Source organism: Allobosea sp. 05T422_2 (assembly GCF_056396265.1).
Map to the genome: position 1 here is coordinate 1 of NZ_JBFTLD010000133.1, position 17,058 is coordinate 17,058.

The following is a 17,058-nucleotide window of genomic DNA, read 5'->3' on the forward strand; positions in this document are numbered from 1 at the left end:
TTGAAAGACATGACGCCGCCGAAGGTCGCCTAGGCACTGCTTCTGGTTGGCAACCATTCGCCCATGCAGAACGTTGCTTGCCATTTGCTGCGTTTGGTGGCGGAAAGGTCCGCGTTCGGGTCGGTACATCCCCGGCATGGGTGACTCAAGGGGCCCCGGTTGGGCCTCACACGCTCCGAGTTCGAATACCAAGTCTCATAATAACCAAAGCTGACATCCACTTCGCGAAGGCCCCGAAACTGATCAAATAGCCGAACCAGCCCTCAGATCTGTGACCCCGATGGACTGGGCATGGCATCGCCCTAGTAACACCCTCCCGAGGCTTGCGCCCCACAACGTGTACGGAAAACGCTCGCGTAGACAGACGGAAAGCTGCTCCCTTCGCCCTTTCCGGTCAATGCGTGTCATGCCGTTGGTCGCCAGTGACCACCCAGGCGCGGAGGGTGGCGGACGACCGGGCGCCTGCGGGCCTGCAACAACCGTCTCCTCGGCAGCACCGCACAGGGAGGCACGGACGTATTGGCCCTAGGGACAGGTTCTCGCTGCCATGAAGCTGCTATAACTCCAATCGTGCGATGAGCTGCACAGCGATTGATCCGGACCTGTTCGCACGAGTGATGACTTACTGGATTCGGCCGGTGGTCAACGAAATAACTCCATTGTATGACGACGATTTCTGACGACCTGCGTTAGGTATCGTGAATACTTTCGATAGCATTTCGTCGCTTGCTGTATTGTGGGGGTGAGAGCAGATGCCAACGCTCAACAAGACCGCGCACGAGCTACTGCAATCCAAGCGTTCGGAGGTCTCCGCCGTCATCAGCGTGGCACCGAACGACACAGTTCTCAGCGCCCTTACGCTGATGCGGGACAAGAATGTCGGGGCTGTCGTCGTACTCGACCGTGGTGAGCTCAAGGGCATCCTCACCGAGCGCGACTACGCTCGGGATGTCGAACTGGAGGGCAAAACAGCGGGCGCCTGCCTTGTCCACGAGATCATGACCGACCGTTCGATCGTTTTTGCGAGGCCTGGCGATTCCGTCGAGCGATGCCACGCCTTGTTGAAGACGCACCGCATTCGTCATCTGCTCGTCTGCGAGGAGCGCAAGGTCATCGGCGTCCTCTCGGTCCGCGACATTCTCGAGGAGATCATCGCGGAGGAAAAAAACGTCATTCGCGAGCTCGAGACGGACAGGCTCATGATGACGACGGATACCGGATCATACTGAGTTCGACGTTTCCGGCGTCCGGGTACTGCGCCGTGCAGGGGAAATAACAAGAGAAGTGCTGGAGTAAAGCGCATGGATTTCCTGATTACCCTTGCTGCTCTCGTCCTGCTGATGTTCGTCGCCTATCGTGGCTTCAGCGTTATCCTCTTCGCGCCGATCGCCGCGATGCTGGCCGTACTGGTGACGGATCCCGCGGCAGTGCCGCCCGTGTTCACCGGCATCTTCATGGAGAAGATGGTCGGCTTCGTGAAACTGTATTTCCCGGTCTTCCTGCTCGGCGCGGTCTTTGGCAAGCTCATCGAATTATCGGGTTTCTCCAAGTCGATCGTCTCGGCGGTCATCGGCGTCGTCGGGCGCGAGCGGGCGATGCTCTCGATCGTGCTGGTCGGCGCGGTTCTGACCTACGGCGGCGTTTCGCTCTTTGTGGTCGTCTTCGCGGTATATCCGTTCGCGGCCGAGATGTTCCGGCAAAGCGACATCCCCAAGCGCCTCATCCCCGGCACGATCGCCCTGGGTGCCTTCACCTTCACCATGGACGCGTTGCCCGGAACGCCGCAGATCCAGAACATCATCCCCACCACTTTCTTCAAGACGGATACGTGGGCCGCTCCAATTCTTGGAACGATAGGTGCGATCTTCATTCTCACGGTGGGCATGGCCTACCTGCAGTGGCGCCGGCGGGTGGCCGCGGCGGCTGGAGAGGGCTATGGCGAGGGCCATACGAACGAGCCCGAACCAATGGCTGAGGAGAAACTGGTCCACCCCGCCATCGCCCTGGCGCCGCTGGTTGTGGTCGGGGTGGCCAACAAGATCCTGACGGGCCTGATCGTCAAATACTACGGCGCCACTCACGAGGTGACGCTGGCGGGAATGGTGAAGCCTCTGATCACGCAGGTGTCGTCGGTCGCCGCGATCTGGGCCGTCCAGGGCGCGCTCCTGCTTGGCATCCTGACCGTGCTGGCCTTCGCCTTCCGAGCGGTCATGCAGCGCTTCGCCGACGGCACCAAGGCCGCGGTGGCGGGATCGCTGCTGGCCTCCATGAACACGGCGTCGGAGTACGGCTTCGGCGGCGTCATCGCAGCGTTGCCAGGGTTCGTCGTCATCGCCGACGCCCTCAAAGCGATCCCGAACCCGCTGGCCAACACGGCGATCAGCGTGTCGGTGCTCGCAGGTATCACCGGCTCGGCCTCCGGAGGCATGAGCATCGCGCTAGCGGCCATGTCGGACCAGTTTATTGCTGCCGCCAATGCCGCCAATATCCCGCTTGAAGTTCTGCATCGCGTTGCCGCGATGGCGAGCGGCGGCATGGACACGCTTCCACATAATGGTGCGGTTATCACCCTACTTTCCGTGACCGGCCTGACTCATCAGCAGTCTTACCGCGATATCTTCGCGATCACCTTAATCAAGACGCTCGCTGTGTTCGTCGTCATTGCCGTCTATTACACGACCGGACTGGTTTGATCGCTTCATCTCACAGATCCGTCGCGAGGTTCGTCGCGAACGGGCAGGGTTCCAGTACACAAACGGCGTTTAGGCGCCATCGGAGGCAAGATGTCACTTCAAGGAAAGGCGGCCGTCGTTACCGGATCCACGAGTGGAATCGGGCTTGCTCTGGCGCGCGCTTTCGCCAAGGAGGGCGCCGACATACTCATCAACGGCTTCGGAGACGCCGCCACCATCGAGAAGGAGCGCGCGGGCATCGAGACCGACTTCAAAGTGGTCTGCCGGTACTCGCCGGCGGACATGTCGAAGGGCGCGGAAGTGACCGGCATGGTGCGGATGGCCGAGCAGGAGTTCGGCCGGGTCGATATTCTTGTCAACAACGCCGGCATCCAACATGTGGCGCCGATCGAGGAGTTTCCCGACGACAAGTGGGAAGCGATCATCCGAATCAACCTACTCGCCGCTTTTTACGCGACCAAGGCGGTCGTTCCCGGCATGAAATCACGTGGTTGGGGACGTATTATCAACACAGCGTCCGCCCATGCGCTGGTCGCGTCACCCTTCAAATCCGCCTATGTCGCCGCGAAGCATGGCATTGCCGGCCTCACCAAGACAGTCGCTCTTGAGGTGGCGAAAGATCACGTCACGGTCAATGCGATCTGTCCCGGCTATGTCTGGACGCCGCTGGTCGAGAAGCAAATCCCGGACACGATGAAGGCTCGCGGTCTCACCAAGGAGCAAGTCATTGCGGATGTGCTGCTGGAGGCGCAGCCAACGAAGGAGTTCGTCACTGTGGAGCAAATTGCGGCGCTGGCGCTCTTTCTGAGTTCTGACGCCGCATCGTCGATCACTGGGACCATGTTGTCGATCGACGGCGGGTGGACCGCCCATTAGAGGCGCCCAAGAACGTCCGTGGTGATGAGGGGCAGGCTGACCCTTGAGCCTTTGTCATCGCAAACGAGCACGATACTGTGGCGCAGAACGATCGAAGTGTTCATTGTTGAATAGGGAAGAAACTCCATGAATGGCAAGACACCCTACGAAGTGCCGGCCCAAATGCGTGAACTCGCTGAACGTAACGTCGAGCAGGCTCGCAAGGCCTTCGACGGCTTCATCGGCGCTGCGCGGAAAGCGGTCGAGGCCGCCCCTGGTTCTGCCGGGTTTGCGCTTTTCGACATGCAGGATATCGGCCGCAAGGCCATCGCCTATGCAGACAACAATGTCTCTGCCGGGCTCGATCTGGCCCAGAAGCTGGTCAAGGCGAAAGACCTGGTGGAAGTCATGCAGCTCCAGTCCGATTTCCTCAAGTCTCAGATGGCCGCGTTTCAGACCCAACTCAAAGAATTGGGCGCGGCTGCGCAGGATGCGGCAGCGAAGGCTGCCGAGACGGCCAACACACTCACAAAGCCGAAGTGATCGCTTCTCATAGATCGTCGTCGTCTTCGATGCGAATGAGGAGTGCGCCCCTTGAGGCAGACAGTTTGAAGCGTGGCAATTGACCGGAGATCCGGGCTTTCGAAGGATGGAAGCCATGGCCCCGGCACCGCACCCACAGCACCTGATTTCAAGCACCATGTGGCGCAGGACTACCTGGCTAGCGAGACGCTCCATAGCCTCGCCCGCCGACACGACCTGTCGCGGAACCTGATCCGCAGCTGGGTTTAGAGCCTTGGGCTGGCGCCTTCGACGACGAGGCGTGGCTGACGATGCGATTGACGCTTATCGTCTCGCTGGCAAGCGACCTTGACCGGGGGTGGGCGCTCCGCGTGCTGGTGGGGCTCGTGCTGGCTATCCCGTGGGCTGTTGATCTTGGGGTGTCACTCACGCTTATCTCCGCAGTGGGCGGGCGACGGGGCGGCGAGCATTGCGTGGTCTCTAACTGCATAGGCCGCTTCAAAGGCGGCGCAATACTCGTCACGCAGGAGGCCCAACAGCCCCGTCACGGCCGCATCTCGCTCGGCGACCAACGCCGGGATGGCTGGCTCGGCGGCGAGGTAGGCGCGAATGGCGACTTCGGCCTGCCCTCGGTAGTGGTCGCGCACTGAGTGCCAATGCTCCTCGTAGCTCTCTGGTGAAGGCGCCTCGCAGGAAGAGTACACATTCTCACACATTGCCCGCGCGGCTATCTCCACCGCTCCGCTGTCGAGGTTCATTGCGGGGCTCCTTGATGCTGGGGGGCCGGCGCGAGACGCGTGCTTTCGGTGCGGCTTCGAGGTTGCTCGCAGTCAGCTTCTGAGCCTCCCCTGAGGGCGTGGGCGGAAAGCCAATGAGGAATGCCCAAATTAGCTCCTGCCCTATTCGAGTGTCTGGCACGGAGTCCGGCCATGCGCCTCGCTCTTCAGCGAGCGGCTTCTGAGCGCCGTTCAACTCAGCTCGCGCTTCGGCAGGCCGATTGTTCTCTGCGCCAACGATCAACGTCAATGTCTGCAACCATGACCGTGGCTATTTGCGCGGAGCTGGGCACTGGGCACCGCTTTATCCAGGCGCAGGCGGTCCCCTCAAAGCCCCGGGTCGGGTGCGGAGATCATGGCGCTCTGGACCTGCTCCGAGCCGATGGCGTGCCACCTTCACCATCGGGCTGGGCAGTCAGCGAATGGGTGGATACGGCCGCTTTTCCAGATCCCATTGACCCGTTGCGGTGGATATTGTGGACGACGGGGGTGGAGTTCCGGATGGGGCGAGCCCAAGCTGGTCGAGGCACGCTTGGGCGTAATCGGTGGTCCAGACGGGAGGCGGATTGCCCCAAAGGTCAATTGCCTTGCCGCGACGCCTCAATACAGGCTTGCAGCACGTCGGCACCAGCCTAAAGTGCTTGTTCCGCCGATATGAACGCATAAAACCGAAGAGGCGAGGGCGATGATGTCAAAGCCTGGCCAACCCGAGAAGCCTGCGACCACCGGGGCTTTTGGTCCGTTTGGCGCTGCGATGGAGTACATGGTCGACGCCGCGCAGCGCAGCCTCCTGTTCATGGATGTGATGCGCCAGAGCGGAAACCAGTATCGCGAGCATCTCGCCGAGACCGCTCCGCATGTGCTCGACTATGAGGCGGAGGTCGTTCTCGACGGCCGCAACCTCGATCATCCCGTCAATTACATTCTCGTGCGGATTATMCCGCCCGAGGGCGTTTCGGTCGATCCTATGCGCCGCCCCTTCGTGGTGGTCGATCCGCGGGCCGGGCACGGGCCGGGTATCGGCGGGTTCAAGGCCGACAGCGAGATCGGCGTCGCCTTCAAGGCCGGGCATCCCTGCTATTTCGTCGGATTCCTGCCCGAGCCCATGCCGGGCCAGACCATCGAGGACATCGCCCGCGCCGAGGGGATTTTCCTCGAGCGGGTCATCGCATTGCACCCGCAGGCCGACGGCAAGCCCTGCGTGATCGGCAACTGCCAGGCGGGCTGGGCGCTCATGATGCTTGCATCACTGCGGCCGGAGCTGTTCGGCCCCATCATCATCGCCGGTTCGCCGCTCTCCTATTGGGCGGGCGTGCGCGGACAGAACCCGATGCGCTACAGCGGCGGTCTGTTGGGCGGGAGCTGGCTGACCGCGCTCACCTCCGACCTTGGCGCCGGCAAGTTCGACGGCGCCTGGCTCGTTCAGAACTTCGAGAACCAGAACCCGGCCAATACGCTCTGGAGCAAGCGCTACAATCTCTATTCCAAGATCGACACGGAGGCGCCGCGCTATCTCGGCTTCGAGCGCTGGTGGGGCGGGCATGTCAATCTGAACGCCGCCGAAATCCAGGCGATCGTCGACGACCTTTTCGTCGRCAACAAGCTGGCGGCCGGCGAGATCCGGACCTCCGACGGAGTGGCAATCGATCTGCGCAATATCCGTTCGCCGATCGTGGTGTTCTGTTCCAAGGGCGACAACATCACGCCGCCGCAGCAGGCGCTCGGATGGATCCTGGATCTCTACGAGGACATCGACGAAATCCGCGCCTACGGCCAGACCATCGTCTACACGATCCATGAATCCGTCGGGCATCTCGGGATTTTTGTTTCCGCCGGCGTCGCCCGCAAGGAGCACGACGAGTTCTCCAGCAATATCGACATGATCGATGTGCTGCCGCCAGGGCTGTACGAGGCGGTGCTGGAAGCCAAGGAGGCGGACACGGTCAGCCCTGATCTCGTCGCGGGGCAGTGGGTGATGCGTTGTGAGGCGCGGACGCTCGACGACATTCGTGCGCTCGGCGGCAATGATGCGGAGGATGAGCGCCGCTTCGCCACTGCCGCACGAGTATCGGAGATCAACCTCGCCCTCTATCGCGCATTCGCGCAGCCGATGGTCCGCAGCATGACCTCGGCACCCGTCGCCGACGCCATGCGAAAGCTGCATCCTCTGCGGCTGCAATACGAACTCTTCTCCGATGCGAATCCTTTGATGGCGCCGGTCAAGGCTATGGCCGAACGGGCGAGCGAGGATCGGCGGCCGGTTGCCGCAGGCAATCCGTTTCTCGCGATGCAGCAAGCGGTGTCCGAGCAGATCGTCGCAGGCCTCGACGCCTGGCGGGAAACGACTGAATCTTGGAGCGAGCGCATATTCCTGTCGGTCTACGGCTCACCCGCCTTGCAGGCCGCCGTGGGCATCGATCCGACCGATGCGCGACCTCTGCGGAAGGCGCAATCAAGCCCGCTCCATCGCGAACTCCTGCAGTCCCGCATCGCCGAACTGAAATCGCGCATCCCCAGAGGCGGCTTGCGCGAGTGCCTGGTCCGCGGCCTGCTCCATGTCGGTATGGCGCGCGGCCGTGCCGACGAACGCGGCCTTGCGGCCATTCGCGGCCTGCGGGCCGAAGTCGAGGATGACAAGCCGAAACCGAGCCTGGCCGAGTTCAAGGCGCTCGTGCGCGAGCAATACTACATGCTGCTGATCGACGAGGAGGCGACGCTCAGCGCCATTCCCGATCTGCTGCCGCCCGATCACGAAGCGCGCCAGAAGGCGCTTGCGGCACTCCGGCGCGTGTTGAGCGCGGCTGGCGACATGACAGGCGAGGCAGCGCAGAGGCTCGAGCGTATCGTCGGGCTGTTCGGCGGCGGAACCGCTGGAAAGGCCGATCCTGGCAATGGAGTCCTGAGGTTCGCGAAACCTAAGACCTGAGAAGGGCACTCGATGATACCTGTCGTCAAAGCAAAGCTGCTCGAGGGCAAGAAGGGACTGATCATTGGCATCGCCAATGATCAGTCGATCGCCTGGGGTTGTGCCAGGGCGTTTCGTGCGCTGGGAGCGGAACTCGCCGTCACCTATCTCAACGAAAAGGCCAAGAAATTTGTCGAGCCGCTGGCACAAGAGATCGAAGCCCCGATCGTGATGCCGCTCGACGCGCGCACGCCGGGCGAGATGGAAGCCGTGTTCGAGCGCATCGCCAAGGATTGGGGCGAACTCGATTTCGTCGTCCATTCCATCGCGTTTGCTCCCAAGGAGGCGCTGCATGGCCGCGTGGTGGATGTCGGGCGCGAGGGCTTTCTCGCCACCATGGACATTTCCTGCTGGTCCTTTCTTCAAATGGCCCATCTGGCMGAGCCCCTGATGAAGAAGGGCGGCACGCTCTTCACGATGACCTTCTACGGCAGCCAGATGGTCGTCGAGAATTACAACATCATGGGGGTGGCCAAGGCAGCRCTGGAAAGCGCGGTGCGCTATGTCGCCGCCGAACTGGGTCCCAAAGGCATTCGCGTGCATGCCATTTCGCCGGGCCCCCTGGCGACGCGCGCTGCCTCGGGCATCCCGGAATTCGACGCACTGCTCGAGAAGGCCAGGACCAAAGCCCCGGCCCGTAACCTCGTCAGCATCGACGACGTTGGCATGGCCACCGCCTTCCTGGCGCATGATGCAGCGCGCCTCATCACCGGACAGACGCTCTATATCGACGGCGGTTACCACATTATCGATTAGGTCAAGGGGTTGGTAAAAGCAAAAAAGACTCAAGAAAGACAATGTTACTGACGTTTTTTGATTTCAAGAACGTTTATCAAGAACGATTTACAATTTGAGCTTGAAATTGAATGTGTTAGTTTCATCGAAATCGGAACATTCGACAATGAAAACTGTCTCATGCGCGGATGCGGTCAATTTGATCCCGGATGGCGCAACCCTCATGATCGGCGGATTCATGGGCGTCGGGACGCCCGAGCGCCTGATCGACGAGCTGGTGCGCCAGGGTAAGCGAAATCTCATCGTGATCGCCAACGACAACGCGGTTCCCGGACGGGGGATCGGCAAGCTCGTCGACGCCGGCCTCGTCAGCCGCACCATCGCCAGCCATATCGGCCTCAATCCGGAGACGCAGCGGCAGATGATTGCGGGTACTATGGCGGTCGATCTCGTGCCGCAGGGCACGCTCATCGAGCGCATCCGCGCCGGCGGCAGCGGGCTCGGTGGCGTACTCACTCCGACAGGCGTCGGGACCCTCGTCGAGGAAGGCAAGCAGCGGATCGACCTCAACGGCAAGAGCTACCTCGTCGAGACTGCCCTCCGGGCGGATTTCGCGCTCATCAATGCCTTTCTCGCCGACTATCTCGGCAATCTTTCCTACGCGCTCACGGCGCGAAACTTCAATCCGGTGATGGCGATGGCAGCCGATACCACCATCGTCACGGCCGAGAATATCGTGCCGGTAGGATTGATATCGCCCGACCACGTCGTGACGCCCGCGCCGCTGGTCGACTATCTCGTCACCAACGCCTGACGGATCAGGACGATGGATGCACAATCGATCATCGCCAAGCGCATCGCAGGCGAGTTGCGAGCAGGGATGCTGGTCAATCTCGGCATTGGCATCCCCACCATGGTGGCGAACTTCGTGCCGACGGGCATCACGGTGTTCTTTCAGTCGGAGAATGGCCTGATCGGAACCGGCCCGATCCCCGAGGAGGGGATGGCGCATCCCACGCTGACGGATGCCGGCGGACGCCCGGTGACCGCATTGCCTGGCGCCAGTACGTTCGACAGCGCGATGTCATTCGCCTTCATTCGCGGCGGCCATGTCGACATGACGGTGCTCGGTGCGCTGCAGGTCGATGCGCATGGCTTGCTGGCGAATTGGATGATCCCCGGCAAAATGGTGCCGGGGATGGGTGGTGCGATGGACCTCGTCACCGGTGCAAAGCGCGTGATCGTGGCGATGCAGCATACCGCCAAGGGCAAGCCCAAGATCGTCAACCGATGCACGCTGCCCCTGACCTCGGTGAGGCCGGTGGACCTTGTCGTCAGTGAAATGGCAGTCATCGGATTTCCCGACGGACAGGCGACCCTGCTTGAACTCGGCCCTGGCGTGTCGGTGGAGCAAGTCATTGCGGCGACCGAGGCGAAGCTCGCCATTCCGGACAATGTCGAGGAGATGCGGCTGTAGCCGTGCCGACGGCAGGCGGTAGAACAGCGAGAGGGGGGAGGTGCAGCGTATCCTTGGGATGCAGGCTCCTTATGCGGCCTGCTTCGCGATGTCCATTGCGCATCGAGTTGACACCAGAACAACACGGGGGATCTGCGGCATGTCACAGGCGAGCTTGGCTAAGTCGGATGCAGCATCCAGCGGTCCAAACCAAAAGGACGGGTTGCTGGTTCGGATCGCGATCTCGTTCACGACCTGGGCGGAGCGCTGGTTCCCCGATGCCTTCGTTTTTGTAGCGATCGCGGTTGTGATTGTCTCTCTGGCGGCGATGCTGAATGGTGCCTCGCCGCTTGCCGTCAGCCGGGCTTTTGGCGACGGATTTTGGAGCCTGATCACATTCACGATGCAGATGGCATTCGTCGCCATCGGCGGTTATGTCGTCGCGGTCTCCGCTCCGGCTCAACGGCTCATCCGCCGCCTCGCGGCCATACCCAGTTCCGGCTCGGGCGCCGTCGGTGTTGTCGCGGCGGTAAGCATGCTTGCATCGCTACTCAACTGGGGCCTGAGCCTGATCTTCGGCGGCCTTCTCGTGCGCGCACTCGCGGAACGCCGCGAGCTGAAAATGGATTATCGCGCCGCTGCTGCGGCGGCCTATCTCGGTCTGGGTGCAACCTGGGCAATGGGCCTTTCCTCGTCAGCAGCGCAACTTCAGGCCAATGCGGGAAGTCTGCCCAAATCCCTGTTGCCGATAACGGGCGTGATCCCGTTCTCCGAAACCATCTTCCTGTGGCAGTCGKTGGTCGTCTCTGTCGTCCTGCTGTCGGTCTCGGTGGTGATCGCCGTTTGGTCGGCCCCCGGGCCAGACAAAGCCGTCACGGCGGAAGCGATGAACATCAATGTCGAACGGGACGTCACGGACGACCTGCCGCCACCACGGCAGCCGGGAGAATGGCTGGAACATTCGCCATTGCTGACGATCCTGATCGTTCTGCTGGCGGCTGGCTGGCTGGCTCATGAATTCGCGACCAAAGACACGATGATCGCGATTTCGAGCCTCAATACCTATAATTTCCTCTTCATCATGCTCGGCATGCTGCTGCATTGGCGGCCGAAGCGCTTCCTCAATGCGGTCGTCAAATCCGTGCCGGCGACGTCTGGGGTACTCATCCAGTTTCCGTTCTACGGCTCGATTGCAGCGATCCTCACGATGGCGAAGAACGATGCCGGGCTGACCGTTTCCGACCAGATCGCCCATGCCTTTGTCGCCATGTCGACCCAGCACCTCTATCCACTGGTGATCGGTGTCTATTCCGCGGTGCTTGGCTTTTTCATCCCGTCCGGTGGCGGCAAGTGGCTGCTCGAAGCCCCCTATGTCATGCAGGCCGCCAACGACCTCAAGGTGCATCTGGGCTGGGCGGTCCAAGTCTACAACGCCGCGGAGGCGCTGCCGAACCTTATCAATCCCTTCTGGATGCTGCCCTTGCTCGGCGTACTCGGCCTCAAGGCGCGCGACATTGTCGGCTTCACATTCCTGCAGTTGCTCGTCCATCTGCCGCTGGTGCTGTTCTTGCTCTGGGCCCTAGCCTACACCCTAGAATATCACCCGCCGGTGATCCCATGAGAAGGGAAGCCCCCCAGCCGGAGCCTCAAATAGCCGCTGGGCAAATCGGCGTTTGCTTGATTCACTTGATCACGCAATTACGATCTGGATTTTTGCGCCGCTTCGCCTGGCCGACGACGGAATTCGTGCTTGCATAACCCAGAAAGCCCCGTCGGCGGCTCCGCCTCCGATCGACGGTTAAATAACCGTTCGGATCGTAGGCCTTCGGCGTGGGCCGCCTTGCGGCTTCGACGCGGGCCGCGCATGAGACGCCATTCACCGTTGAACCACTCGCTGACTGTGCTCCTTTGGGAGACTAGGGAGGGTTTCATGCTTCGCTACGCCGTCGCTGTCGCGTCGATCTCACTCACCAGTTGCCAGGCCGTGAGCACCGCTCCTCCCAGGATGCAGCGCGTCGATGGCCGGGCAATCATTGGAAATGCGACGCTGGAGGCGCTGGTGAACAAGGATGCAGCCGCCTGCATTCGTAAAGCCAACAAGGCGCCCCTGCCGGCCAACACGATACGGGCCAATGGTGCGGTGGGGGGCGACGCAGCCGACCAGATTACCGCCCGCCGGAGCGAGGCCGTTAAGTCGATCTATCTCGGCTGCATGGCCGAGCGCGGCTACGTCACTCCGCCGGCCTAGTGGGCGCAGGCCATCTGGCACGCACGGGATGATGCATGGCCAGACGAAGTCGGAGCAGACCACGGTCTACATGCATCGCTGATCCGCGATCCAATGGCCATCAATCGATCGCCCTGATGATCCGCTTCGCTGCCGCTGGCGCCGGCCACACTCTGCCGCTTGGTGGATATTGCCGCAGTACACGGCGTGAACCGAGCGATGATGGTTCGTGGATTTGAGGCGGGGGACAGATACGGCGGCACGATTGCCTGTCGGTGCGCGGCGTAGCAACGTTGTACGCTGCGCCTTCACTGCCATCCGAAAGCCCAAGGATGTCCCTCGACCGATCATCGCCGGATCGCCGCGCCCTTACCCGGCCTTTCGAGCCGTGATGGCCACGTGAAGATGAAAATCTCGCTTCAACGCGGCGATTTTCCTCTTTTCGTCGATGCCCGAAAGGAACTGATCCGCTTCGGCAAGATCGATCCGGACCAGCTCGAATTTCCGTCCAGCGAGTCTCGCGTCGACTGAAATCCGGACGGCCTAGTCGGTGTCATCGCCATAGATACGAATGTAGCGCCCATCGACCTCGACGCCGACAAAGGGCTCGTCAAAGGCGAGKCACAGGCGCTGGGCAAGAGCGACGATCGCGTCGCCGCTATCTGTCCGGATCCTGCCGATAAGCATCGATCTGCGCCGGTGCTCATGAATGCCTTCGGCTGTCTGCACAGTGGCAGACGGGAACGTTCGGGCGATCATTTCACAGAGCAGGTCGATGTCTGCTTCTCCCAGGGTGCGGCACTTGGTGTTCGGCACATAGACGAGGTACACAGCCTGGCCGATGGCAGCCTCGAGCTCGTTCCTTGCTGACGCACCATCATCCAGATCGCCGAGCCCTTCGGCTCTGATTGTCTGCTCCACTGCTTTTGCGGTGTCGTCGAAGATGCGTTCGATCTCAGCGTTCGAACCGCGTCCGGCATCCACGAGATTGCGGCAGGCGTTCAGGTATCCAAGCCTGCGATCGTTCGACCAGCCGGCCGGCGGCGAGACGGCGATGGCGCGCAGGTTCGAGATGATGTCCGCGAACTTGACCAGCCTTGCCTCGCGCGATTTCTTGCCAATGCCTTCGAGCCGAGCGCGGCGCCGCTCCGACTTGGGCAAGGTCATGTCATCGGAATTCTCTTGGACGATATGTGCGGCACGGTCCCCGAACGCTGCAGCCAACTCGTCATGGCCAGTCTGGGTGTCCTCCAGCACATCATGGAGCACCGCCGCGATAAGAACGTCCATATCGCTGCTTTCGACCGACGCGACGAGATCGACCACTTCGATCAGGTGGTTGATATAGGGCTCCTGGCTCGCCCCCTTGCGACGATGGTTCCGATGGGCCTCGGCGGCAAAGGCCAGTGCTTTCGTCAGCCGCCGCACCTCACGCGCCTCGCGGAGATAGAGCTTTACCGATGGCGTGGAGATTAGGTCGCGCATGGCAAACTGCGGCCCCCACCTGGTGAAAAAAACGGAACTGCCGTGAGAGGCTCGCAGCGCCTCTTCACTATCAACCCGAACTCATGTCCTCAAGCATCGCCCCGCAACATCTGGCCCGGCAGGAAAAGGGGCGCGAATGTCGGCGCTCTTTCCCGGAAGGATTCGGATCACCACATTGGCGCGCGGAAATCCGGCTATTGGAGGCGGTAATTTCACGAACGGTCGTCGTCCTGACGAAGGGCTAGTGCTCGCACGCGGACCGGTGCGCTCAGCCCAGTGGCTTCGGGGCGGCCGGAATTGAGCCAGGATGCAGGACCGAGATGAGTAACTCATTCGCTCCGGACCATATGATCTGCATGCCGAGGGTGAAGAGGATGAATGCGGTTAAACGTACGGCAATGTCGGTTCCACCTGGACCGAGAAACCTTTGCATTCGATGCGCGTATGAGAAGCAGATTCCTATTGCGAAGGCGATCACCGCGACAGCGGCAAGACTGGCAAATATGAACAACAGCTCGTCGGCCGGTCGCTGAGCGCCCCGCGAGAGGCCGAGACTGATCATCACCGCGATCGTGCCCGGGCCAGTGGTGAGGGGCAGCGTCAACGGATAGAACGCMAGGCTGAGCGGATCTCCTAGATGCGCAGAGTTGGGTGTGGCCTCGATTTCCGTGCGGCTTCCTTTGTTGAGAAGCTTCCAACCGGATACCGCGACGATGAAACCGCCCGCAACGCGCAAGACCGGTATGGATATACCATAAAACTGCAGGATTAAGGCTCCAAGCAGAAAGGAACCCACTAGGACGAGCAGGGAGTTGAATGCGACCCGCCGCGCCAGTGCGCGCCGAACGTTGGGTGTCAGTCCACTCGTAAGCCCGATAAAGACAAGCGCCGTCCCCGGAGGATTCACCACAGGGAAGATCGCGGCAAGCACTAGCAGAAAGGAGTTGATGAATGTCTGCATAGGCGCGCCTCTACCGGAATTCCTATTTATGACAATACTGCCACACTCAGACTGGTCCTGTTCCAGCCTGCTGGATCCCGCTGCTGGTCGGGGTCGGCATCTCGTTTTGCGCCGCTGCGCGTTGCTTTCGGCTGCTTCGCCTCCAGGCGGCAAAGCTCGGATGCGCCACTCCCGGGCGCCCAGCAGGTCGCGTAYGGTGCGTCCCGATCCGGGTTCGATTCTCGAGGCGATAAGCGCTCAATCCGCAAGTCGTCCAGCGCCATTCTTCCCATATGTCCTGGCGGTCTCGTGTGCGCCGACGCCCCACCAATTCGGCAGGTACTTTGCCACCTATCGCGGCGTCCGGATGGTGCGATAAGAAGGGACCCTTCGACAGCACGTCTTTTGCCGCACTGGGCATTTTGAAACTCGTCCCTGGTTGAGCGAGGTCGAAGCTCAAATCAATTTCGATTTGACCCAGCCACCGCAGGCAGCACGGCGCTACCAGCGCCAGCGACTCCTAACGCGACATGATGCCGATGAGGATTGGCCCCCAGGCCGTGAGCAGGATGTTCCCGATGGCATAGGGTACCGTGTAGCCCAGCGCCGGAATGCTGCTCTGGGCCTCGTCCTGGATGGCCCGGAGGGCGGCTGTGATGGTGCCAGCCCCGGCGCAGGCACCAAGCACGATCAGCGGATCCATCTTCAGGACGTAACGCCCGAACAGAATGCCGACGACATGCGGCAGCAGCGCGGAGACGAGGCCGACCAAGATCAGGCTGATGCCGGTCGCCTTCAGGCCCGAGACGAAGCTCGGTCCGGCGCCGAGCCCGACGATGCCGATGAACATGCAAAGCCCGACCGTATCGAAGATCCAGATCGCCGGCTCGGGAATGCGGCCGTAGAAGGGGTAGACGGAGCGGAGCCAGCCGAAGACGAGCCCCATGAAGAGGGCGCCGCCGCTCGCGGTCAGGGTCAGCGGCACCCCCCAGACGACCAGAGTCAGCAAACCGAACAATCCGCCCAGAAAGATCCCGAAGCCGACGAAGACCATGTCGGTTGCGGAGGTGCGGCGGTCGGGGTAGCCGAGCTCGGTCGCGGCCCGCTCGACTTCCGGCAGCGGCCCGACCAGCGACATGACGTCGCCACGATTGACGCGTGTCGTCGGCTCGATCGGCATCTCGATGCCTGAGCGTGTCAGCTTGGATAGGAAGACCCCCCGCGCGAACTCCGCTTCGGCCAGTTCCCCCAGCGATTTCTCGTCGATGCTGCGGGACGTCACGATGACGTTGAGCGCCTCGAGCGGAATGTCGAGCAGCTCGGGATCGCTCACTTCAGGTCCGATGAGGTCGCCGCGGGCGGCGTGAACTTCGTGTCTTGCCATGATGGCAATGATGTCGCCCGCCTGGATCCTGCGATCCGAAGCGTGGCCGAACAGCACCACCCCGCTGCGAACGCGCAGGATGAAGGCACGGGTCTCCTTGATGAGGGCTTCGATCTCGGTGATCGTCTTGTTGGTCAGAACCGGGTTTTCGACGCGATAGGCGCGAACGTCGAACAGGCGGGCGGCCGAGGTGACGCCTTCGGCATCGCTGCCCGGTCCGGCCTTGTCGGCGCGCTGTGCCGCGATCTCGCGAAGGTTGATGCCCATGAGCTTGGGACCGACCTTCGGCAGGAACCAGACCAGGGCCGCCGTCCCGACGAGATAGGTGACGGCGTAGGCGACAGGGATGTTGTTGATGAGCGCCGTCCGCTCGGCCTGCGGTAGGTCGAGACGCTGGATCGCTTCGCCCGCTGTTCCGATGACGGTCGATTCCGAAAACGCCCCGGCGAGAAGTCCGGCCGCAGTACCCATGTCGAAGTTCAGCAGTTTCGCGAAGCCGAGCGCCACCAGCAGGCACGTGACGCAGAGCACCACCGTTAGCGCCATTTGTGGAAGCGCATCGCGCTTCAAGGCGCGAAAGAACTGCGGACCGACCTTGTAACCGGTCGTGAAGAGGAAGAGGTCGAAGAAGACCGTCTTCACGGCGGCCGGCACCTTGATGTCGAGCTGGCCGACCAGGACGCCCGCCAGCAGGCAGCCGACAACGACGCCGAGGCTGAAGCCGCCAATTTTCGCCTTTCCAATGAGAAAGCCGAGAGCGATCGTCAGGAAGATGGCKAGCTCGGGATTATTGCGCAGGGCATCGACGATGTAGTTCATGCTTTGCCTCGCAGCATTGAACTCGGACATCCGATCAAGTCGTGACTGATCAAATGTCCGATGGTTGCCGAACGCAGGAAATCACCTGCCCACACCTTCACTCCTGCCGCTCTCGCGCGTCAGGGCTTTTTGGCGAGAGCGAGATTGTAGGCATCGAAGGCCTGGCGGTAGCCACGCGCCACCGCGCGGGTAGCGCGGCCG

The 17,058-nt window shown here is 61.7% G+C and carries 15 protein-coding genes; 11 read left to right on the forward strand and 4 right to left on the reverse strand.

Annotation, left to right across the window (positions count from 1 at the left end; translation table 11 throughout):
• Nucleotides 1-752 precede the first annotated feature (752 nt).
• From AC1DJT_RS21350 to AC1DJT_RS21365, 4 genes are all read left to right on the forward strand, one after another.
• The gene (locus AC1DJT_RS21350; protein WP_441508828.1) at nt 753-1,229 is read left to right on the forward strand and encodes a CBS domain-containing protein; all 477 of its coding nucleotides are present in this window, start codon (nt 753-755) and stop codon (nt 1,227-1,229) included.
• Between the two features lie 72 nt (nt 1,230-1,301).
• Entirely contained in the window at nt 1,302-2,693 is a 1,392-nt protein-coding gene (locus tag AC1DJT_RS21355) for a GntP family permease (protein WP_441508829.1), read from the forward strand.
• A 90-nt stretch (nt 2,694-2,783) separates the two neighbouring features.
• The gene (locus tag AC1DJT_RS21360) at nt 2,784-3,569 is read left to right on the forward strand and encodes a 3-hydroxybutyrate dehydrogenase (RefSeq protein WP_441508830.1); all 786 of its coding nucleotides are present in this window, start codon (nt 2,784-2,786) and stop codon (nt 3,567-3,569) included.
• A 126-nt stretch (nt 3,570-3,695) separates the two neighbouring features.
• Nucleotides 3,696-4,091 (forward strand): phasin, encoded by a 396-nt coding sequence (locus tag AC1DJT_RS21365; protein WP_441508831.1) that lies wholly within the window; start codon nt 3,696-3,698, stop codon nt 4,089-4,091.
• A 401-nt stretch (nt 4,092-4,492) separates the two neighbouring features.
• On the opposite strand, the gene AC1DJT_RS21370 is transcribed toward AC1DJT_RS21365, so the two are convergent.
• Nucleotides 4,493-4,828: a hypothetical protein gene (locus AC1DJT_RS21370; RefSeq protein WP_441508832.1), complete on the reverse strand. Its 336-nt coding sequence runs from the start codon at nt 4,826-4,828 to the stop codon at nt 4,493-4,495.
• Nucleotides 4,829-5,531: 703 nt separating this feature from the next.
• Here AC1DJT_RS21370 and AC1DJT_RS21375 point away from each other — a divergent pair.
• From AC1DJT_RS21375 to AC1DJT_RS21405, 7 genes are all read left to right on the forward strand, one after another.
• Entirely contained in the window at nt 5,532-7,772 is a 2,241-nt protein-coding gene (locus AC1DJT_RS21375) for a DUF3141 domain-containing protein (protein WP_476834819.1), read from the forward strand.
• 12 nt (nt 7,773-7,784) lie between these two features.
• On the forward strand, nt 7,785-8,567 hold the full coding sequence (gene fabI, locus AC1DJT_RS21380; protein ID WP_441508834.1) for an enoyl-ACP reductase FabI: 783 nt from the start codon (nt 7,785-7,787) through the stop codon (nt 8,565-8,567).
• Between the two features lie 145 nt (nt 8,568-8,712).
• The gene (locus AC1DJT_RS21385) at nt 8,713-9,360 is read left to right on the forward strand and encodes a CoA transferase subunit A (RefSeq protein WP_441508835.1); all 648 of its coding nucleotides are present in this window, start codon (nt 8,713-8,715) and stop codon (nt 9,358-9,360) included.
• Nucleotides 9,361-9,372: 12 nt separating this feature from the next.
• Nucleotides 9,373-10,023 carry a 3-oxoacid CoA-transferase subunit B gene (locus AC1DJT_RS21390; protein WP_441508836.1) on the forward strand — a complete coding sequence of 217 codons (651 nt, stop codon included), beginning with the start codon at nt 9,373-9,375 and terminating at the stop codon, nt 10,021-10,023.
• 139 nt (nt 10,024-10,162) lie between these two features.
• Entirely contained in the window at nt 10,163-11,623 is a 1,461-nt protein-coding gene (locus AC1DJT_RS21395) for a short-chain fatty acid transporter (protein WP_476834822.1), read from the forward strand.
• Nucleotides 11,624-11,932: 309 nt separating this feature from the next.
• The gene (locus tag AC1DJT_RS21400; RefSeq protein WP_441508837.1) at nt 11,933-12,250 is read left to right on the forward strand and encodes a hypothetical protein; all 318 of its coding nucleotides are present in this window, start codon (nt 11,933-11,935) and stop codon (nt 12,248-12,250) included.
• A 378-nt stretch (nt 12,251-12,628) separates the two neighbouring features.
• A complete protein-coding gene (locus AC1DJT_RS21405; protein WP_441508838.1) occupies nt 12,629-12,760 on the forward strand; it encodes a hypothetical protein in 132 nt (43 codons plus the stop codon).
• Nucleotides 12,761-12,772: 12 nt separating this feature from the next.
• Here AC1DJT_RS21405 and AC1DJT_RS21410 read toward each other — a convergent pair whose 3' ends face one another.
• The 3 genes from AC1DJT_RS21410 to aspT form a co-directional block, all read right to left on the reverse strand.
• A complete protein-coding gene (locus AC1DJT_RS21410) occupies nt 12,773-13,714 on the reverse strand; it encodes an HD domain-containing protein (protein ID WP_476834820.1) in 942 nt (313 codons plus the stop codon).
• 268 nt (nt 13,715-13,982) lie between these two features.
• Complete coding sequence (locus tag AC1DJT_RS21415) at nt 13,983-14,675, reverse strand: MarC family protein (RefSeq protein WP_441508840.1); 693 nt, start codon at nt 14,673-14,675, stop codon at nt 13,983-13,985.
• A 499-nt stretch (nt 14,676-15,174) separates the two neighbouring features.
• Nucleotides 15,175-16,857 (reverse strand): aspartate-alanine antiporter, encoded by a 1,683-nt coding sequence (aspT, locus tag AC1DJT_RS21420; protein ID WP_476834821.1) that lies wholly within the window; start codon nt 16,855-16,857, stop codon nt 15,175-15,177.
• Nucleotides 16,858-17,058 lie beyond the last annotated feature (201 nt).